The sequence below is a fragment of the Achromobacter pulmonis genome (assembly GCF_902859765.1).
GTDB lineage: Bacteria > Pseudomonadota > Gammaproteobacteria > Burkholderiales > Burkholderiaceae_B > Achromobacter > Achromobacter pulmonis.
In genome coordinates this window covers 114,534-133,302 of record NZ_CADIJV010000003.1, presented here as the reverse complement: position 1 = coordinate 133,302, position 18,769 = coordinate 114,534, and the positions used below count along the sequence as shown (strand labels likewise).

Sequence of the window (18,769 nt, the reverse complement as noted above, 5' to 3'; positions counted from 1 at the left end):
TCAGTGGGCCGCGGCCACACTGTCCTTTGCAGCAAAATCGGAGGAATGCAGTTGCAGGTATTTCAGGACCAGCTTGGCGGTCGGGTCATCCATGTTGGTGAAGCCGACCATGCCGCCGAACAGCCCGGGCCATTGGTTGGCGTCGTGCGAGGCCTCGTTCGGCTGGCGGTGGCAGACGCTGCAGCTTTGCGAATAGCTCTTCCTGGCCACCGCCCAGATCGGCTCGACGTCATCGACCAGGCCGCCGCCGCGCAGCCACACCGTCGCGGCGATCTTCTGCCATTGCAGGCCGGTCACGTCGTCGACCCGGCTTTCGATCACATGGACCACGCCCTCGTCGCGCGACACCTCCTGGCTCAGCACCGCGCTGGTGATGTTCAGGCCGAACCGGCCGTACAGCACCCGGGCGTAACCCTTGTTCTTGCGCCAGAGCTGCAGTTCAACCTGCACCGCGTCCTTTTTCTTCTGCAGCACCTTCACGCCGGTGGCGATCTCGATGGCGCCGATCTCCTGGGCCAGGCCCTCGTCCGCGTAGATCGGCTGCGGCATGACGCTGTAGTAATCGCGGCCGGCATCGATGGCCGCGCCGCGGGCGTTGGCCGTGAGCGCCGCCAGCGCCGGGTTGCCCTGCGACTTGACCTCGGGCAGGCGGTGCGCGATGCCCTTGTGGCAATCGACGCAACTGGCGTTGCGCTCGGCCGCCCCGTGCATGGTGGTCTGCGAGGTCACCCGCATCTTGTCGAAATCCATGCTGGCGTAATCATGGCAGTTGCGGCATTCCTTGGAGTTGTTGGCCTTGAAGCGGGCCCACTCGCGCGTGGCCAGCACGATGCGGTGTTCCTGGAACTTCTCGGGCGTGCCGATGGTGCCCATCAGGTGCCCCAGCACTTCGCGCGAGGCCTGCATCTTGCGCGCGACCTTGGAGGTGAAGTCATGCGGTACGTGACAGTCCGGACAATGGGCGCGCACGCCCGAGCGGTTTTTCCAGTGCACGCTCTGCTGCAATTCCGGCAGCACGGTGTCGCGCATCGAGTGGCACGAAATACAGAACGCCTCGGTATTGGTGGCGTTCATGCCGGTGTTGAACAGCGCCAGGAAGGTCACGCCGCCCAGGAACCCGCCGATGACCAGCACGCCCAGGCCGATGCGGGTGGCCGGACGCAGCAACAGCGCGCCCGTCCATTGGATGACGGACTTGACGATCTTGAAGGGATTTTTCATGTCGGTGGCTCAGGCTGCGCGTTTCTCGGAAGGAGACTTCATGCCGGCGGCCCCCAGAACAGGATCTGGCCGAACCAGACGATGAATCCATAAACGCAGATCATCACGAACGCCACGACGGGACACGCCACAAAGGCCAGCGACAGGAACTTCGCCCACTCGGCCCCACCACTACTACTGCTGTGCTTGGGTTTGCTTTTCACGGACATACAACGAATTGGAGATGAATGACGCTTCGAACCGCGCCGCGGCGAGCCGCGAAGCCGCAGTCCCCGCGAGGGCCGCCGGCGGTTCGATGCCTGTTCATGATCGGCGCGCGGACCCGGTTCGCAGATTGATATCTATCAAACGCCGCCCCCCGCGCGCGCCTTGGCGTCGATTACTCAGACCGATCTGAAAACGTGGGCGCGCCGCGTTGTCCAAACCGCAGCAGGGATGCGACCGGCGGCGCAGCAAGGACGCGGCGACGCGCGCGGAAAGGTTAATCAGTCCGACATAAATCAAAATGCGCCGCCGCCGCGCAACAGCCCGGTCCGGATTCATTACTATCGCCTCCGCTAGCGGCTTCGCGCCGCCCTTTATGCCGCGGGGATTGTTCTCATGAATATCTGGATGGGCACCGGCCATGCTTGAGGCGGAAGGGCTCACCTGTTCGAAAGGAACCCGTCTGCTGTTCGAAGACGTGTCGTTCCAACTGCGCGCCGGACAACTGCTGCGCGTGACCGCGCCCAACGGCCAGGGCAAGACCAGCCTGCTGCGTATCCTGTGCGGCCTGATGCGCCCCGACGCCGGCACGGTACGCTGGCGCGGGACCGACATCCACCGCCTGGGGCCGGCCTTTCGCCAGCACCTGCTCTACCTGGGCCATGCCGATGCCCTCGCCGATTCCCTGACTCCGCTCGAAAACCTGCGCTTCCTGTGCCAGGCCCAGGCCGATGCCGTCAGCACGGCGGCCTGTCGCGACGCGCTCTGCCAGATGAACCTGGCGGCGATGCTCGACCTGCCCGCGCGCGTGCTGTCACGCGGCCAGCGGCGCCGCGTGATGCTGGCGCGGCTGTCGCTGCGGCCGGCGCGGCCGTTGTGGATCCTGGACGAACCCTTCAACCTGCTCGACGCGGCCACCGTGTCAACGCTGACGCGGACGTTGGCAAGCCAGTGCGACAGCGGCGGCCGGGTCCTGCTGACCACGCACCAGGAAATTGCCTTCGACCGTCCGGTGCACACCCTCGATCTCGGTCCGGACACGCCATGACGTGGCGGACCAGCCCCTTCTTCGCCGTCCTGCGGCGCGATCTGCTGCTGCTCGGCCGCGGCCTGGCCGACGTCATCGTCTCGCTGCTTTTCTTCGTGCTGGTCGCCTGCCTGTTCCCGCTGGGCGTGGGCGCCGATGCGTCCTTGCTGCGCGCGCTCGGGCCGGGGGTGCTGTGGGTCGCCGCGCTGCTCGCCACCCTGCTGTCGCAGCACCGGCTGTTCGCGCAGGACCATGCCGACGGCACGCTCGAACAACTGCTGCTTTCGCCGGACGCCCCCACGCTCTGGGTGCTGGCCAAGATCACGGCGCACTGGATCGGAACGGGTCTGCCTTTGGTGGCCGTGGCGCCCATCATGGGCCTGCTGTTTGACCTGGGTCAGTGTTCGCGCCTGACCCTGTCGCTATCTTTCGCGCTGGGAACGCCGGTGCTGGCCCTGGTCGGCGCGATCGGCGCCGCGCTGGCTCTCGGGTTGCGCGGCGGCGGCGTGCTGCAAGCCTTGTTGCTGCTGCCCTGGTTCGTGCCGGTGCTGATCTTCGGCGCGGGCTCGGTGGCCTCCTGCGCCACGGGGCAGGCGCCCACGACGCCGTTCCTGTTGCTGGGCGGCGCGCTGCTGGCGGCGCTGGCGCTGGCCCCGGCCGCCTGCGTCCTGGCGCTGCGCTTCGCCGTCGAAGAATGAAGATGACTCCCATGCCGCCCTCTGCCCCCGCCCGCCTGCTGCGGTTCGCCGCGCCGCAGGTCTTCTATCCGCTGGCGGGCCGGCTGGTGCCCTGGTGCGCCGGGCTCGCCATCGTGCTCGGCGCCTGCGCCTTGGCGATCGGCTTTTTCGTCGCGCCCACCGACGCCACCCAGGGCGAGGTCTACCGCATCATCTTCATCCACGTCGCCGCCGCCTGGATGTCGTTGTTCATCTATCTGCTGATGGCGTTCTGGTCCGTGCTCGGCCTGATCCTGCGCACCCGCCTGTCGTTCATCATGGCGCGCGCGCTGGCGCCCACCGGCGCGCTGTTCTGCTTTGTCGCGCTCTGGAGCGGCGCGCTGTGGGGCCGGCCGACCTGGGGCGCCTATTGGGTCTGGGACGCGCGGCTCACCTCGCAACTGATCCTGGGCTTCCTGTACCTGGGCTACCTGGCGCTGACCGCCCTGACCGTCGATCCCCATCGCGGCGACCGGGCCGGGGCGCTGGTGGCGTTGGTGGGCGCCATCAACGTGCCCGTCATCTACTTCTCGGTGACCTGGTGGAGCACGCTGCACCAGGGCGCCTCGGTCAGCCTGACCCGCGCCCCGTCCATGGCCACAACCATGCTGGCCGCCATGCTGCTGATGGCGCTGGCCGCCTGGGCCTATACCGCCGCGGTCGCGCTGGCACGCGCGCGCGTGCTGGTGCTGGAGCGGGAATGGCCGGCCGGGTGGGTGCGCGAGCTGGCGCACCGCGAGGCGGCGGCGCGCAAGGAGCCGGCATGATGCACTGGGAATCCTGGGCCGCGTTCTGGCAGATGGGCGGGCGCGCCGGCTTCGTCTGGGGCAGCTATGGCGCGCTGGCCCTGCTGGTGCTGGCCGAATGCGCGGCGCTGGCGCGGCGGCGGCGGCGCGCGCTGCGGCGGCTGGCCGCGCTCGATCGCGCCGGCCGCCCGGCGGACAAGCCGCGGCGGCAACGCGAAGGGCCGGCATCATGACACCCCGCCGCCGGCGCCTACTGCTGCTGTTCAGCGCCTTCGCCCTGCTGTGCGCGGCGGCCGCCCTGATCCTGACGGCCATGCGCCAGAACCTGGTGTTCTTCCATACCCCCAGCGAAATCGCCCGCGGCGAGGCGCCGCGACAACGGTTGTTCCGCGTCGGCGGCATGGTGCTGGCCGGATCGCTGCAGCGCCAGGCCGACGGCCTGGGCGCGCGTTTCATCGTTACCGACACCGCCCACGAGGTGCCGGTGAGGTATCGCGGCGCCCTGCCCGACCTGTTCCGCGAAGGCGCGGGCGTGGTGGCCCAGGGCACGCTGGGCGCCGACGGCGTATTCACTGCCACCAGCGTGCTCGCCCGCCACGACGAGAACTACACGCCGATCGAGGTCCGCGACGCCATCGAGCGCGCCCACGACGCCAGCAGGACGGTGCGGCCATGATCGCCGAAGTGGGCCACTTTTCCCTGATGCTCGGTTTCGCGCTGGCGCTGGTGCAGGCCATCGTGCCGCTGTATGGCGCTTGGCGCGGCCGCGCGGCGCTGATGGCGGTCGGGCGCGGCGCCGCGCGCGGCCAACTGCTGTTCGTGCTGCTGTCATACGCCTGCCTGCACCTGCTGTTCATCGTCAATGATTTCTCCGTGCGGCTGGTGGCGGACAACAGCCACAGCCGCACGCCGCTGATCTACCGGCTCACGGCGGTGTGGGGCAACCACGAGGGCTCCATGCTGCTGTGGATCGTCTCGCTGGCGCTGTGGACGGCGGCGGTGACGCGCTGGAGCCGCGGGTTGCCCGAGGCCTTCACGGCGCGGGTGCTGGGCGTGCTGGGCGCGGTCAGCGCGGGGTTCACCGCCTTCACGCTGCTGACCTCCAACCCCTTCGCGCGCCTGTTGCCCGCGGCGCGGGAAGGCCGCGACCTCAACCCGCTGTTGCAGGACCCCGGCATGATCATCCACCCGCCCCTGCTGTACCTGGGCTATGTGGGTTTCAGCATCGCCTTCGCCTTTGCCATCGCGGCCCTGATGACCGGACGCCTGGACGCCGCCTGGGCGCGCTGGTCCCGGCCCTGGACCGTGGCCGCCTGGATCCTGCTCACCGCCGGCATCGCGGTGGGGTCGAGCTGGGCCTATTACGAGCTGGGCTGGGGCGGCTGGTGGTTCTGGGACCCGGTCGAAAATGCCTCGTTCATGCCTTGGCTGCTGGGCACCGCGCTGATCCATTCGCTGGCCGTGACGGAAAAGCGCGGCGCCTTCCGTGGCTGGACCGTGCTGCTGGCGATCGGCACCTTCTCGCTGTCGCTGCTGGGCACGTTCCTGGTGCGGTCCGGGGTCGTCACCTCGGTGCACGCCTTTGCCACCGACCCGGCGCGCGGCCTGTTCATCCTGAGCCTGCTGGTGGCGGTGGCCGGCGCGTCGCTGCTGCTGTATGCCTGGCGCGCCCCGCGACTGCAAGGCGGCGGCCGCTTCGAGCTGGTGTCGCGCGACGCCGCCCTGCTGGCCAACAACGCGCTGCTGTCGGTGGCCTGCGCGGCGGTGCTGCTCGGCACCCTGTACCCGTTGTTGATCGACGCGCTGGGCCTCGGCAAGCTATCGGTGGGTCCGCCCTACTTCGACACCACCTTCGTGCCGTTGATGACGCCGGTTCTCCTGCTTCTGGTGCCCGGCGCCCTGGCGCGCTGGAAGGCCGACACCTGGCAACGGCTGGCGCGCCGCTTGCGGCCGGCCGCGCTCGGCAGCGTGCTGCTGGGCCCGGGGCTGGGCTACGGGCTCGGGCACTTCACCTGGCGCACCTGCCTGGGCCTGACGCTGGCGGCCTGGATCGTGATGGGCGGCGCGCAACTGCTGGCCGAGCGCGTGCGCGGCGGCGGCCGTGCTGGCGTCGCCGCCCGGCTGCGCGGCATCCCCGCCGGCTGGTGGGGCATGTGGCTGGCCCACCTCGGACTGGGCGTGTTCATTGTCGGCGTCACCATGGTCAACAGCTTCCAGTCCAATCTGGACGCGCGCATGCTGCCCGGCCAGACGGCCCATCTGGCCGGCTACACCTTCACCTTTGACGGGGTCCGGCAGGTCGCCGGCCCCAACTGGATCGCCGCGCGCGCCACGCTCGATGTCGCCCGCGGCGGCGCGCATGTCGCCACGCTGCATCCCGAGACCCGCCGCTACGTGGCGCAAGCGATGCCCATGACGCAGTCGGCCATCGATGTGGGCCCCTTTCGCGACCTCTACACCGCGCTGGGCGAGGCCCTGCCCGACGGCAGCTGGATCGTGAACCTGTTCTACAAGCCGTTCATCAGCTGGATCTGGGCCGGCTGCGCGCTGATGATCCTGGGCGGCCTGGCCGCCGCCGGCGACCGCCGCTACCGCAAGCAGGCGTCAAGGCGCGGCGCCACGCCCCGGGACCCGGCGCGGCGGCCGGGAGGCGGACCGCCATGAAGCTCCGCTTCCTCATCCCCTTGCTGCTGTTCCTCGGGCTGACGGCGATGCTCGCCGTCGGCCTGGGGCTGGACCCGCGCGAGCTGCCGTCGCCCCTGCTGCGCCAGCCCGCGCCGCCCTTCACGCTGGCGCGGCTGGACGCGCCCACGCGCCAGTTCGGGCTGGACGACATGCGCGGCCAGGTCTGGCTGCTCAATGTCTGGGCCAGCTGGTGCGTCGCCTGCCGCGCCGAACATCCCGTGCTGCTGCGCGCCGCCCGCGAGGGCCGGATCGCCATCGTCGGGCTGGACTACAAGGACGAAGACAACGCCGCCCGGGCGTGGCTGGCGGCCCTGGGCGATCCCTACACGGCCACGGTCGTCGACCCCGGCGGCAGGCTCGGCATCGACTATGGCGTCTACGGCGTACCCGAGACCTTTCTCATCGACGCCCGGGGCGTCATCCGCTACAAGCACGTCGGGCCGGTCACGCAGGACGTGCTCGACAACATCCTGATGCCCCGGGCGCGGGAGGCGCTGAATGAACCTTGATGTCCGCCCCGGGCTCCGCCCCATGACGCGACGCGCCGCCTTTGCCGCTGGCGGTCACGCGGCCTGCCGCGGCATTGCGCTGGCGCTGGCCGTGACGGTCGGAGCGGTGGCCGGCGAGGCCCCCCCCGCCGCGCCCGACCCCGCCCTGGAAGCGCACGTCCAGGCCTTCACCCGCGAACTGCGCTGCCTCGTGTGCCAGAACGAATCCCTGGCGGACTCGCGCGCGCCATTGGCGCGCGACCTGCGCGACGAAGTACGCCGCCTGTTCCGGTCGGGCCGGAACGACGCCCAGGTGCGCGAGTTCCTGGTGTCGCGCTATGGCGACTATGTGCTCTACCGGCCCCCGCTGAAGGCCCGCACCGCGCTGCTCTGGATCGGGCCCGGCGTGCTGCTCGCTGGCGCCATGGGCGGCCTGCTGTGGCGCCTGCGACGCCATGCCCGCACGCCGGAGCCGCCCCTGCCGGCCCGGGAAGCGGCCAAGGCCCGGGGCCTGCTGGCCGAACCCGCGCAAGATGCCGAGCCGGTCCTGCCCCCAACGGAGCGCGCGCCGTGACCCTGTTCTGGCTCCTCGCGGCCGGCATGGTTGCCGTCGCCCTGCTGTTCGTGCTGCCGCCGCTGCTGGCGCCGCAAGCGGCCGACCACCACGACCGCCCGCCTCAAGCGCAGGCGGCGCTGGCGGTATTGCGCGAACAACTGGCGCAATTGCAGGCCGACCATGCCAGCGGGCGCATCGCCCCCGGCCACTTTGCCCAGGCGCGCGACGAGATCGAGCGGCGCGCGCTGCGCGAAGGACACGCCACGCCGGACAGTCCCGATACCCGGCCCGCGCCGCGCTGGGCCCTGGCCGTGGCGTTGGGGCTGGGCGCGATCAGTATCGGCCTGTACGCCGCGCTCGGCACGCCGGCGGCCCTGGTTCCGGCGCATGCCGGCCCGGACGCGGCGATGCCCGCCCGCGCCGGCGGCGATCCCATGGCCGAACGGCTGGCCGGTTTGATCCAACACCTGCAGGCCCACCCCGACGACGCCGCGGGCTGGGTGACGTTGGCCCATACCTACGCAACGCTGGGCGAGTTCGCCGGCGGCGCGGCAACCTGGGCTCGCATCGGCGACCGCGCGCCGCAAGACCCCGATGTGCTGGCCGAATGGGCCGACCTCCTGGCCACGGCGGCGGACGGGGATTTCTCCGGCGAGCCCGACCGCCTGATCGGCCAGCTGCTGGCGCTCGCCCCCGACGACGTCAAAGGCCTGGCCCTGGCCGGCACCAGCGCGTTTTTCCGGGGCGACTTCCGCCGGGCCATTGACTGCTGGGAGCGCTTGCTGCCCCTGGTCGACCCGCAGGGCCCCGTCCACGACCAGGTCCAGGCCAGCCTGGCGCAGGCGCGCCAGGCGGCCGATCGTCCCGCGCCCGACGGCGAAGGCGCCGTGTTCCCGCCAAATCCTCCAACCGATGGCGCAGCGAGTCGCGGCCGGCAGGACTGACCGGCCGCCCCGCGTGGCGCCGGATCAGGCAGGCACCGTCAACGCCGCGCGCCAGGCGGCCAGCTTCTGCTCGAATGACACTGCCGCGTGGGCCGGGCTGGTGGACGGCAGATCGACATATTGCAACGGCCGCTCCGGCAGGCGCGGCAACACGTGGCGGCGGTAGAGGCTGGCCGCCTTGGCGCCGTTGAAGCAGACCCGCAGCAGGCGCGGATGCGCCGCCAGGAACGCCGCGAAGTCATTGGGCACCAGGGTATCGACGCGGATGTCCGCATCCAGGCTGCCCGGCCGTTCGCAAGCCTGCAACACGTCCCAGAGCGCGATGCCGGCGGATCGCAGCGCTTGCAGGCGCCGCGCGTATTCGGCGGCGGGGTCGAACCCGAGCACCCGGGCCGCGATGGGCCAGAAGGCGTTGCGCGGGTGCGCGTAATAGCGCGCCTGCCGCAACGAGGCGACGCCGGGCATGGAGCCCAGCACCAGGATACGGGCGTTGGCGGCGGCGATCGGGGCGAAACCCTGGACGTGGGGAGATCGGTCGGCCACGGCGGTGTCGGCTGGTCGTTGCATGGCGCAAGAATACCCGGGTTCGCCGGCCCGGCGCCGTCAGTGTTCTATCCCTGGAACGGTACTTATCACTGGCAGGGGCTACCGCAACCGCCGTTCCGCCCTTATCTTGACAGGTATGACGAACGGCCCCGCAGGGGCCGCGCAACAGGAATGACGATCATGAAGAAGATCCTGGGTGTGCACGCCAGTCCTCGTCCCCACTGGGTGGGCGACGGCTTTCCGGTGCGCTCGATGTTCTCGTACAACGACAAGGGCAGGAGCGTCAGCCCGTTCCTGCTGCTGGACTACGCCGGCCCGGCGCAATTCGCGCCGGCCACGCAGCCGCGCGGCGTCGGCCAGCATCCGCACCGCGGCTTCGAGACCGTGACCATCGTCTACAGCGGCGAGGTCGAGCACCGCGACTCCACCGGCAACGGCGGCGTCATCGGGCCCGGCGACGTCCAGTGGATGACGGCCGCTTCGGGCATCCTGCATGAGGAATTCCACTCCCCCGCGTTCACCCGCCAGGGCGGCGAGCTGGAGATGGTGCAGCTGTGGGTCAACCTGCCGGCCAAGGACAAGAAGGCGCCGGCCGGCTACCAGAGCCTGCTGAATGCGGACATCCCGGTGGTGTCGCTGCCGGACGGCGCCGGCTCGCTGCGCGTCATCGCCGGCCGCTACGGCGGCCAGGCCGGCCCGGCGCGCACCTTCACGCCGATCGACGTATGGGACGTGCGGCTGTCAGCCGGCAAGCGCGCGACCTTCGCGATTCCCGCGGGCCGCAATAGCATGCTGGTGATGCTGCGCGGCACGGTGCTGGTCAACGGCGATGCGGTGGCGCGCGACGCGCAGTTGGCGCTGTTCTCGCAGGACGGCGAGGAAATCACGGTCGAAGCGAACAACGACGCCGTGTTCCTGGTGCTGAGCGGCGAGCCGATCGACGAGCCGGTGGTGGGGTATGGGCCATTTGTGATGAACTCGCAGGCGGAGATCGTCGAGGCGATCCAGGACTTCAATGCCGGCAAGTATGGGCAGATGCACTGAAAGGCAGGACCGGCGTTAACGCGCCGGTCCTGCGCCGGTCCTGGAACGAAGCCGCGTTTCCTGTTGGGGCAACGCGGCTTTTTTGCATTGATCGGCGACGAGGCGCGCGGGTGGCCTTACGACCCAAAGCGATGCAGTCTCCCCGATAGCAACGCGGTCTCCGCTACGTTGCGTTCAGCTCCTTTTCCTTCTTCTCTTTCTTCTCCTTTTTCTCTCCATCGTAATGGGACTTGATGGCGAGAAACATGCCCGTGCCCGCGAAGGAACGGCTGGCGACCGCGCGTGGCGCCGTCCGTCGTGCGCCCGGCAACGCGGCCGCCGTCGTGCGGGTCCAGCCCCCGCCCCGCTCGTCTCAGCGCGCCCCCTTGTGGTCTTTCTGGCCGGCGTTCTTGTGCCGCCCCATCACCTCGGCCTGCTCGGCCTTGCCTTTCTTTTGCGTTTCCTCGACCTTCTGATCGGGGACGGCCTTGTCCCGCCGGGGCGCCGGGCCCTTGGATGAATGTTCCATCTGAATCTCCGGAAAGAATGTGCGCGGACGCGGCGGCACGATATCCGCGCCGGCAACCGACGCCGCGCCCTTTCATCGTGCATCGCCACGGCCATTGCGGCTTGACCAAGGTCAAGTTGCGCGCCCGATCGCCTGCCCGGGCCAGCGCCGTTCGCCTGCTCCGCCCCCATGCGAACTGGCGGTCGCCCGCCGGCGCGCAAGGCATTTCTTGACATGGATCAAACGGCTATCCGCCAGCCGCGTTAAACAGGACATTGGACTAGCCAGAGAGACCACTATGACCACCACGATGAAGGCGACCGTGTTTGTCGCGCCGGGCAAGCTCGAAATACGTGAAAAGCCCATTCCCGAAGTCGGCCCGAACGACGCCTTGATGCGGATCACCACCACCACCATCTGCGGCACCGACATCCACATCCTCAAGGGCGAGTATCCGGTGGAATCCGGCCTGACCATCGGCCACGAACCGGTAGGCGTGATCGAAAAACTCGGCAGCGCCGTACGCGGCTATGCCGAAGGGCAACGCGTCATCGCCGGAGCCATTTGCCCCAATTTCAATTCCTATGCCGCCCAGGATGGCGCGCCATCGCAGGACGGCAGCTATCTGGGCAGCACCGGTCTTTGCGGCTGCGACGACCACAAGGCAACCGCGGGCTGGCGGTTTGGCAACAAGATCGATGGCGCGCAGGCGGAATATCTGCTGGTGCCCGATGCGCAAGCCAACCTCGCGCCGATTCCGGACGGGCTGTCCGACGAGCAGGTGCTGATGTGTCCGGACATCATGTCCACGGGCTTCAAGGGCGCCGAAAACGCCAACATCCGCATCGGCGATACGGTGGTCGTTTTCGCCCAGGGTCCGATCGGCCTGTGCGCCACGGCCGGCGCGCGCCTGCTGGGCGCCACCACCATCATCGGCGTGGATGCCAATGCCCACCGCCTGGAAATGGCCAGCCATTGGGGCGCGGATATCCTGCTCAACCCCAACGACTGCGACGTGGTGGCGGAGATCATGCGCCTGACGCGCGGCCGCGGCGTCGATGCCGCCATTGAAGCGCTGGGCCGGCAGAGCACCTTCGAATCGGCGTTGCGCGTGCTCAAGCCGGGCGGCACGCTGTCGAGCCTGGGGGTGTATTCGACCGACCTGACGATCCCGCTGGCGGCGTTCGCGGCCGGGCTGGGGGATCACCGCATCAACACGGCGCTTTGCCCCGGCGGCAAGGAACGCATGCGCCGGCTGATGAATGTGCTCGAATCGGGGCGCCTGGACCTGACGCCGATGGTTACCCATCGCTTCAGCCTGGACCAGATCGTCCAGGCCTACGAGCTGTTCGCCAACCAGCGTGACAACGTGCTCAAAGTGGCGATCCGGCCATCCTGAGCATCGCCCCTGAAAAATGGAAACAGGCAAGATCAAGTGGTACAGCCCCACCAAAGGGGTGGGCGCCATCGCGCCCGATGTCGGCGGACAAGACGTCTTTCTTCACAGCAGTCACACCGCCGACATCCCGCCCTGGGCGCTCAAGCGCCTTGAGCGCGTCGCCTACGAACGCCGCGACGCGCGGACGGGGCCGTTCGCCGTCAAGGTCCGCGTCCTCGACCCGCTTTCCCGCCCTCCCCGACAGCGCGCGACACACGCCCCCCCGGAGCCAGATTCATGCAACCACACCAGCCGCGCCCCATCGCCGTGATCGCCGTCGCCCCGGATGGGCGGACCTACCGGATCGAACAGCGCAAGCAGGTCCGTCCCGACGACGACGCTCCCGGCACTTTCTTCTATTGCTGCCTGCCGGACGGGCAAGTGGTGGACCATATCGCGTATGGCACGTATCAACTGCCGGACGGCACCATTCTCAGGACTCGCCGCTCCCGCATGCCATGACGGGGTTCGCTGCGGAGACATGACGGGCGCCAGCCCCTGGCGGTTTCCCGCAATGCGCGGATAGCCTGCGCAAAAAATGGCTAGTCCGAGACCCGCTGGGACGGGTTTTCCAGCAGTCCCGCCGCGGGCCGGCCGTTTTACTATGAAGGCCATCATAAAGGCGAGTCACAGACGTGGCCGCCAGGGGAACCGGTGGCCGCTGCCCGCCGGACATCAGGACCTGAGCAAGGAATCCCGGCCATGCTGAACACGATGCAGTCCGATGCCGAGACGTCATGGCCATCCGCCGGCCCCCGCCCGGCCGCAGCGGCAATGGCCGGCGCCGCGCAATGGCGCGCCGACGCGATCCTGGCGATGCCCGCGCAGCAACTGTTCGCCTCGGGCGACCTGGACGAAGCGCGCGCGATGGTGGGCCGGGTGATGCGGCCGCACCACCTGGGCGTGGTCGGATCGGCGCAGCGCCTGGACGCGCGCATGCACCACCAGCCGCTGGGCGAGGTCTCGCTGAACCGGCTGCGCTACGGGGCGCATGTCGAGATCCGCCCGGGGCCGCTGGAAGATTTCTTTCTGGTGCAGATGCCGCTATCGGGCACCGCCCTGATCGAGAGCGGGCCGCAGCGGATCGATTCGACGCCGGACGTGGCGTCGGTGGTCAGTCCGGAAGACGACCTGGCGATGCATTGGGCCGACGACAACGACCAGTTCATGCTGCGCGTGGGCCGTTCGCTGCTGGAGCGCACGCTGATGGGTCACCTGGGCTGTACGCTGGATCGCCCGTTGCGCTTCCAACTGGGCTTCCGCTGGCGCGAGTGCCCGGCCTGGCGCTGCCTGATGGCGTATCTGCTGGACTGTTCGTCACAACACACCGACCTGGCCGAGCACAGGCTGATCGTGCACCAGATGGAACAACTGGTGGCGGCGACGCTGCTGTCCGCCCTGCCCCACAACTACAGCGCCACCCCGGCGGGCCGCCGCGGCGCGGTGCTGCCGCGCCACGTGCGCTGTGTGCAGGATTACCTGCAGACGCATGCGCACGAGCCGGTCAGCGCCGAGCAGCTGGCGCGCATCGCCGGCGTCAGCGTGCGCAGCCTGTATGCCGGCTTCAAGGAATTCCTGGGGATCAGTCCCATGCACTATCTGCGCGACCTGCGCATGGAGCGGGCGCGCGCCGAGCTGATGTCGGGTGAATGCCAGAACGTCGCCGGCGTGGCGTTGCGCTGGGGTTTCGCGCACCTGGGGCGTTTCAGCGCCAGCTACAAGGCGCGCTACGGCGAAAGCCCCAGCCAGAGCGTGCGGCGGCTGGGCTGACGGCCCGGCGGAATGCGCCGCGCTTTGCCTATACTGGGGCGACGGCTGGCGATTCATGCCATGGCGCGGCACTTTCCAGAACGGAGCACGGCACATGTTCGATCACATAGGCGTGGGCGTCGGCGATCTCGCCGCCAGCCGGGAATTCTATCTGCGGGCACTGCGTCCGCTGGGCGTGCAACTGGCCATGACCGGGCCCGACAGCGTCGGGCTGGGCAAGGCCGGCAAGCCCTCCCTCTGGCTATATCCCACCGCCGCGGTGTCGCCGCCGCTGCACCTGGCCTTCACCGCGGACGACCGGGCAACCGTGGACGCCTTCCACCATGCCGCGATCGCCGCCGGCGCCCGGGACAACGGGCCGCCCGGCCTGCGCCCGCACTATCATCCGAACTATTACGCGGCCTTTGTGATCGGGCCGGACGGCCACAACCTGGAAGCGGTCTGCCACCGGCCCGCAGACTGACCGGCCGGCGGGCCGCCGTCGCCCGCCCCGCTGAGCCAGGACGGCCCGGGTCGCGCGGCAACCCCGGCCGCGCGCCCTAGAACGGAATCGACGCCTTCACGTACAACTGCGCGCCTTGCGGCCGGTTCTTGACCTTGAATTCCTGCTGCCACTTGGCGGTGAACAGCCAGCCTCGGTCGTTCATGTAGCGCACCGATGGCCCCACGCCGAACGCGCGGGCGCGGCCGGCGGCGCTGTTGGGACCGCTATCGTCGGTGACCTGCTGGAAGGCGTGGCCGCCCACCCCCAGCACCCAGCCCTTGCCCACGCCCCAGCCGAGGGCATAGTCGGCATGGATCGCCTGCCCCGAACGGGTGTCGGTGGCGCTGTTGCGGAAGTTGAAGTCGTACATCAGCTTCAAGTCGGCGTTGAAGCCGTCCGGGCTGACGCGGCTGAGCGCGAACACGGGCTGCGCAGTCCAGTAGTTCTTGCCCAGGCTGGACGGGTCCTTGCGGTCGTATTCGCCGGTGGGCGCGTACATGTCCAGGCCGACCACGTAGTGCAGCGATTCGGACAGGTGGTAGCCCAGCGCCACGCCCAGCGTCATGTCGCCCAGGCCGGTGCTGCGATAGCGCTGGCCGCCGGCCTTGAAGGTGACGTCCAACAGCGGCGCGATGGCGTGGAAGGCCAGTTGGCCGCCGAACACCTGCTGCGGCGTGACCCAGATCAGGCGCGGGGCCAGCACGTTGACGTCGACCTTGAAGTCCGGCACCGGCAGGCGTTCGCCGTCGTTGCCGCGCAGCTTGTCGTAGCGGGCGCCGCCGCCATAGACCAGCATGTGCAGCCCGGGCGGCGGCAACGCGCCCGACATGAAGTTCTCCAGGCCATCCGGGTAAATGCCCAGGCCGCCGCCTTCGGTGGCTTGCGCCACGCCGCCGGCCAGCGCCAATGCCGCGGCGCAAGCCAGCCGGCGTGTCAGGTGTCTGCTCATGTTCCGCTCCTGCCCCCGCGGGGCGCGAGATGTTGTGCGACGAGATAGCCGGAACCGCCGCCCAGTCCGGGACCCGGGTGGGTGGCGGCGCCGATGTGGAAAAGGTTGCGCAGCGGCGTGCGGTGGCCGCGCGCGCCGTGGCTGCCGGCGAAGGGCCGCAGCCAGAAGAATTGGTCGGGCGAACAGACTCCCGAATAGGGATCGCCGCCCACCAGGTTGCAGTTCAGCGCTTCCAGGTCCGCCGGCGAGTAGCTGCGGCGGCCGATGACGCGTTGCGCGAGACCCGGCATGACCCGCTCCAGGCGCGCCTGCACGCGGTCGGCCACGGCTTCGCGCACGGCCTCGGTCCAGCGGCCGTCGGCGGGCGGTTCGATCAGGCCGGCGGCATCGCCCTTGATGCGCACCGGCAGTTCCTGCATCTGCACCCACAGGATCCAGCCGCCGGCCGGCGCGCGCGATGGGTCGACCGCGACCGGCTGGCCGATGGCCAGTGTCGGCCGTGCCGGCAACAGGCCATTGTTGGCTTCGGTGACCGAGGCGCAAACCTGCTCCATGCTCTCGGTCAGGTGCACCAGCGGCACGTGGCGCAGTTCCGGCGTGCGCCAATCCGGCGGCGCGTTGAGCGCGAAATGGATCTGCATGCCGCCGCGGCCATGGCGGTAGCCGGCGGCGCGGCGCCGCACCGGCGCGGGCGCGTCCGGCAGCAGCGCGCCGTACAACTGGCCTGGCGTGACGTTGCAGACCACGGCTTCGCTGGCGCGGTGCTCGCGGCCAGCGGCCAGCACGCCGACGGCGCGGCGGCGGCGGCCCTCGCCGCGCGTCAGGATGCGTTCGACGGCGGCGCCGGTCTGCAGCCGGCCGCCGTGCTGTTCGATGACCCTGGCCAGAGCGTCCACCACGCCCTGGCTGCCGCCCTTGACCACCGGCATGCCGCCGGCCACCACGGCGGCAAAGGTCAGCTTGCCGATCAGCGCCGAACAGGCGTCGTCCGGCCCCAGCCCGGTGTGCAGCACCCAGGGCGCGATCAGCGCGCGCGCCGCGTCCGATTGCAGTTCGCGGTCGGACCAGCGGCGAAAGCTCTCCAGGGAATCGGCGGCGAACGCCATCAGGCCATCCAGGCCGCGCCGGCGCCACTGGCCGAACAGCAGCTTGAGCATGCCGGCGCCGTAGGGGTTCTGCCCCAGCAGGCCGAAGGTCAGTGCAGCGTCTTCGCCGAACAGGCGTTGCGCCATGGCGCCGAAGGCGGCGCCGTCGCCGGGCGCCCAGGCATCCAGGCGCCGCGCGCTGTCGGCGATGTCCTGCTTGAGGGCGATGCCGCTGCCGTCGGGCAGCGCCAGGCCGGTGCTGTAGTCGCCCTGGGCGAATTCCAGGCCGGCCGCCTGCAGCGCCGGCTTGAGGGCTGCGTAGGCGGGACTGCCGACGAACAGCGGATACCAGCTGGACAACACGTCGTGGCGGTAGCCGGGAAACAACTCCTCGGTGCGGATGCAGCCGCCCAGGCGGTCGTTGCGTTCCAGCACCAGCACCGATTTGCCGCGCTGCGCCAGCAGCGCCGCGCACACCAGCGAATTCATGCCGCTGCCCACCACGATGATCTGGGCATCGGGCGCCGACGATAAGGACATCACAGGCTCCGGCCGGCCACGCGGGCCGGGAAAGGTAATGAAGCACACGCACGCAAGGTGCCGGGCCGCGCGCGCACGATCACGCCCCGGCGCTCGGCGTCAAGGCCGTGAAGCGCCCCGCGTGGAACACCAGCGGCGTGGCCGCCGCGCTGGCCACGCGCAGCACCCGGCCAAACAGCAGCAGGTGGTCGCCGGCCGGGCTTTGCTGGTCGTTGGCGCAGACCAGCGTGGCGACGGCGCCGGCGATGGCGGGCACACCCTCGGGCACCTCGTGCAGTTCCGCACCCTCGAACTTGTCCGGCACCGCCGGATCGGCAAAGCGCCGCGCCAGCGCCTCCTGGCCGCAGGCCAGCACGCTGATGGTGAAGTGGTCGCAGTCGCGGAACGCCGCCAGGTTGGGCGAGCGGTTCACCAGGCTCCACAGCACCAGCGGCGGATCGAGCGACAGCGAGGCGAAGGAGTTGATGGTCAACCCGACCTTGCGGCCGTCCGGACCGCGCGTGGCGACGATAGCCACGCCGGTCGGGTAGCTGCCCAGCACGCCGCGCAGGACCTTGGGGTGCAGGTCCGTGCTGCCCCAGTCCAGGGCCGCCATCACGCCGCCGCCCGGGTGGATTTTTCGGCGATGAAGGCCTGGCACGCCGCCGCGTCGGTCCACCACGGGAAGAAGGCGGGCGGATGGTTGAAGCCGTTGGCGATGGCGCTGGCCAGCGCGGGCGCGTCGCCGGCGGCCTGCAGCAACTGCAGCAGGTGCGGCGGCGGCGGCAACAGCATCGAGTTGGTCCAGTCGACCACGGCGCTGGCGTAGTCCCAGAAGCGCTCGAAGGTCTGCTGCATCCAGTCGGCCGTGAAGGGCTGGTCGCCGCGCGCCAGGATCGCTTCCAGGTAGACGGCGCAGGCCTTGGTGGCGTTGTTGGAACCCTGGCCGGTGATGGGATCGTTGGTGACCACCGCATCGCCCAGGCCCAGCACCAGGCGACCCGACGGCAGCGTCATGACCGGCTTGCGCACCGTGGGCGCGAAGCTGCCGGCCAGGATGCCGTTGGCGTCGGTCAGTTCCACGGCGGCGCAGCGCTCGGCCTCCCAGGGCAGGAAAGTGCGCAGGATGTCCAGGCTCTGCGCCAGGTGGGCCTGCGGCGTCCTGATGTCGCGCCAGCAGTCCATCGGCCCGCCCGGCACGCCTTCGAACACCATGATTTCGCAGGGGCCGCTGTGGGTCAGCGCGGGGAATACGAAGTACTCGCCGACGCCAGGAATCAGGTTGAAGGCGACCCGCGAGAACTGCGGCGCCGGGCGCATGCCGTGGACATAGGTCAGCGCCAGCGCGCGTTGCGGTTTGTCGAAGCGCGAACGCGCGGCATCGCGCTCGAACAGCTTGACCACCTCGCCCTTGCCGGCGGCCAGCAGCACCAGGTCGTGCGAGGCGGCCAGCAGCTCCAGTTCGGCCACGCCGCCGTCCTGGATCAGCAGCCGGCCGCCACGGGCCGCGAACAATTCCATCCAGGCCGGCATCTTGATGCGCTGGTCCACCGCCTGCGCCGGGCGGTCCAGGCGCGCGGCCCAGTCGATCAGCTTGTGGCCGGCGAGCTCGGGATGCGGCACGGCCAGGCCGATGCCTTCGACCGGCGGACAGCCAGCCTCCCACTGATTCAGGCCCAGGTCGCGCTCGATCTGCAGCGAGGCGTCGAACATGCACTGACTCGACATGACCTTGCCGCGCCGGATGTCGTCCGGCTCGCGGTTGGTGACCACGGTTACCTCGTAGCCCTTGTCCAGCAGGCCCAGGGCCAACGGCAGGCCGGCCTGCCCGCCTCCGACGATTGCGATTCGACGCATGAT

General features: G+C 69.8%; 23 protein-coding genes. 15 read left to right on the top strand and 8 right to left on the bottom strand.

Annotated features, from left to right (window positions below; all coding sequences use genetic code 11):
• Window positions 1–1,221, bottom strand: coding sequence for a pentaheme c-type cytochrome TorC (gene torC / locus HV701_RS03975; protein WP_175131783.1), 1,221 nt, complete (start codon window positions 1,219–1,221; stop codon window positions 1–3).
• A gap of 38 nt (window positions 1,222–1,259) precedes the next feature.
• Window positions 1,260–1,424, bottom strand: coding sequence for a hypothetical protein (locus HV701_RS03970; protein ID WP_175131782.1), 165 nt, complete (start codon window positions 1,422–1,424; stop codon window positions 1,260–1,262).
• Between the two features lie 422 nt (window positions 1,425–1,846).
• Between HV701_RS03970 and ccmA the strand changes: the two genes are divergently transcribed.
• Genes ccmA through ccmI form a run of 9 tightly spaced genes read left to right on the top strand, consistent with a single transcriptional unit; the run spans window position 1,847 to window position 8,587 of the window.
• Window positions 1,847–2,473 (top strand): cytochrome c biogenesis heme-transporting ATPase CcmA, encoded by a 627-nt coding sequence (gene ccmA / locus HV701_RS03965; protein WP_175131781.1) that lies wholly within the window; start codon window positions 1,847–1,849, stop codon window positions 2,471–2,473.
• Window positions 2,470–3,150, top strand: coding sequence for a heme exporter protein CcmB (ccmB, locus tag HV701_RS03960; RefSeq protein WP_175131780.1), 681 nt, complete (start codon window positions 2,470–2,472; stop codon window positions 3,148–3,150). Before ccmA ends, ccmB begins: the two co-directional genes overlap by 4 nt.
• 2 nt (window positions 3,151–3,152) lie before the next feature.
• Entirely contained in the window at window positions 3,153–3,935 is a 783-nt protein-coding gene (gene ccmC, locus HV701_RS03955; protein ID WP_476927644.1) for a heme ABC transporter permease CcmC, read from the top strand.
• Window positions 3,932–4,147: a heme exporter protein CcmD gene (ccmD, locus tag HV701_RS03950; RefSeq protein ID WP_236756800.1), complete on the top strand. Its 216-nt coding sequence runs from the start codon at window positions 3,932–3,934 to the stop codon at window positions 4,145–4,147. Before ccmC ends, ccmD begins: the two co-directional genes overlap by 4 nt.
• Window positions 4,144–4,590: a cytochrome c maturation protein CcmE gene (ccmE, locus tag HV701_RS03945; protein ID WP_175131778.1), complete on the top strand. Its 447-nt coding sequence runs from the start codon at window positions 4,144–4,146 to the stop codon at window positions 4,588–4,590. The genes ccmD and ccmE overlap by 4 nt, the downstream gene beginning before the upstream one ends.
• Window positions 4,587–6,578 (top strand): heme lyase CcmF/NrfE family subunit, encoded by a 1,992-nt coding sequence (locus HV701_RS03940; protein ID WP_175131777.1) that lies wholly within the window; start codon window positions 4,587–4,589, stop codon window positions 6,576–6,578. The genes ccmE and HV701_RS03940 overlap by 4 nt, the downstream gene beginning before the upstream one ends.
• Window positions 6,575–7,108, top strand: coding sequence for a DsbE family thiol:disulfide interchange protein (locus tag HV701_RS03935; protein WP_175131776.1), 534 nt, complete (start codon window positions 6,575–6,577; stop codon window positions 7,106–7,108). The genes HV701_RS03940 and HV701_RS03935 overlap by 4 nt, the downstream gene beginning before the upstream one ends.
• 22 nt (window positions 7,109–7,130) lie before the next feature.
• A complete protein-coding gene (locus HV701_RS03930) occupies window positions 7,131–7,661 on the top strand; it encodes a cytochrome c-type biogenesis protein (protein WP_175131775.1) in 531 nt (176 codons plus the stop codon).
• Window positions 7,658–8,587: a c-type cytochrome biogenesis protein CcmI gene (ccmI, locus tag HV701_RS03925; RefSeq protein WP_175131774.1), complete on the top strand. Its 930-nt coding sequence runs from the start codon at window positions 7,658–7,660 to the stop codon at window positions 8,585–8,587. Before HV701_RS03930 ends, ccmI begins: the two co-directional genes overlap by 4 nt.
• Before the next feature lie 24 nt (window positions 8,588–8,611).
• Here the strand turns inward: ccmI and HV701_RS03920 are convergent, their stop codons facing one another.
• Window positions 8,612–9,154, bottom strand: a complete 543-nt coding sequence (locus tag HV701_RS03920) for a DNA-deoxyinosine glycosylase (protein WP_272909350.1) — start codon at window positions 9,152–9,154, stop codon at window positions 8,612–8,614.
• A gap of 159 nt (window positions 9,155–9,313) precedes the next feature.
• On the opposite strand from HV701_RS03920, the gene HV701_RS03915 reads away from it, so the two are divergent.
• A complete protein-coding gene (locus HV701_RS03915; protein ID WP_175131773.1) occupies window positions 9,314–10,177 on the top strand; it encodes a pirin family protein in 864 nt (287 codons plus the stop codon).
• Window positions 10,178–10,529: 352 nt separating this feature from the next.
• On the opposite strand, the gene HV701_RS03910 is transcribed toward HV701_RS03915, so the two are convergent.
• Window positions 10,530–10,685 carry a hypothetical protein gene (locus tag HV701_RS03910; protein ID WP_175131772.1) on the bottom strand — a complete coding sequence of 52 codons (156 nt, stop codon included), beginning with the start codon at window positions 10,683–10,685 and terminating at the stop codon, window positions 10,530–10,532.
• Window positions 10,686–10,962: 277 nt separating this feature from the next.
• Between HV701_RS03910 and HV701_RS03905 the strand changes: the two genes are divergently transcribed.
• The 5 genes from HV701_RS03905 to HV701_RS03885 all read left to right on the top strand — a co-directional run bounded on the left by HV701_RS03905 (window position 10,963) and on the right by HV701_RS03885 (window position 14,335).
• Window positions 10,963–12,063, top strand: a complete 1,101-nt coding sequence (locus HV701_RS03905) for an NAD(P)-dependent alcohol dehydrogenase (protein ID WP_175131771.1) — start codon at window positions 10,963–10,965, stop codon at window positions 12,061–12,063.
• 16 nt (window positions 12,064–12,079) lie between these two features.
• Window positions 12,080–12,373 (top strand): cold-shock protein, encoded by a 294-nt coding sequence (locus HV701_RS27015; RefSeq protein WP_175131770.1) that lies wholly within the window; start codon window positions 12,080–12,082, stop codon window positions 12,371–12,373.
• Window positions 12,340–12,564 carry a hypothetical protein gene (locus HV701_RS03895; protein ID WP_175131769.1) on the top strand — a complete coding sequence of 75 codons (225 nt, stop codon included), beginning with the start codon at window positions 12,340–12,342 and terminating at the stop codon, window positions 12,562–12,564. The genes HV701_RS27015 and HV701_RS03895 overlap by 34 nt, the downstream gene beginning before the upstream one ends.
• A gap of 240 nt (window positions 12,565–12,804) precedes the next feature.
• Entirely contained in the window at window positions 12,805–13,872 is a 1,068-nt protein-coding gene (locus HV701_RS03890; protein WP_175131768.1) for an AraC family transcriptional regulator, read from the top strand.
• A 94-nt stretch (window positions 13,873–13,966) separates the two neighbouring features.
• Window positions 13,967–14,335 (top strand): VOC family protein, encoded by a 369-nt coding sequence (locus HV701_RS03885; protein ID WP_175131767.1) that lies wholly within the window; start codon window positions 13,967–13,969, stop codon window positions 14,333–14,335.
• Window positions 14,336–14,411: 76 nt separating this feature from the next.
• On the opposite strand, the gene HV701_RS03880 is transcribed toward HV701_RS03885, so the two are convergent.
• The 4 genes from HV701_RS03880 to HV701_RS03865 all read right to left on the bottom strand — a co-directional run bounded on the left by HV701_RS03880 (window position 14,412) and on the right by HV701_RS03865 (window position 18,766).
• Complete coding sequence (locus HV701_RS03880) at window positions 14,412–15,305, bottom strand: SphA family protein (protein ID WP_175131766.1); 894 nt, start codon at window positions 15,303–15,305, stop codon at window positions 14,412–14,414.
• Window positions 15,302–16,930: a phytoene desaturase family protein gene (locus HV701_RS03875; RefSeq protein ID WP_175131765.1), complete on the bottom strand. Its 1,629-nt coding sequence runs from the start codon at window positions 16,928–16,930 to the stop codon at window positions 15,302–15,304. The genes HV701_RS03880 and HV701_RS03875 overlap by 4 nt, the downstream gene beginning before the upstream one ends.
• A 79-nt stretch (window positions 16,931–17,009) precedes the next feature.
• Window positions 17,010–17,525, bottom strand: a complete 516-nt coding sequence (locus tag HV701_RS03870; protein WP_175131764.1) for a flavin reductase family protein — start codon at window positions 17,523–17,525, stop codon at window positions 17,010–17,012.
• On the bottom strand, window positions 17,525–18,766 hold the full coding sequence (locus HV701_RS03865) for a styrene monooxygenase/indole monooxygenase family protein (RefSeq protein ID WP_175131763.1): 1,242 nt from the start codon (window positions 18,764–18,766) through the stop codon (window positions 17,525–17,527). Before HV701_RS03865 ends, HV701_RS03870 begins: the two co-directional genes overlap by 1 nt.
• Window positions 18,767–18,769: the final 3 nt, after the last annotated feature.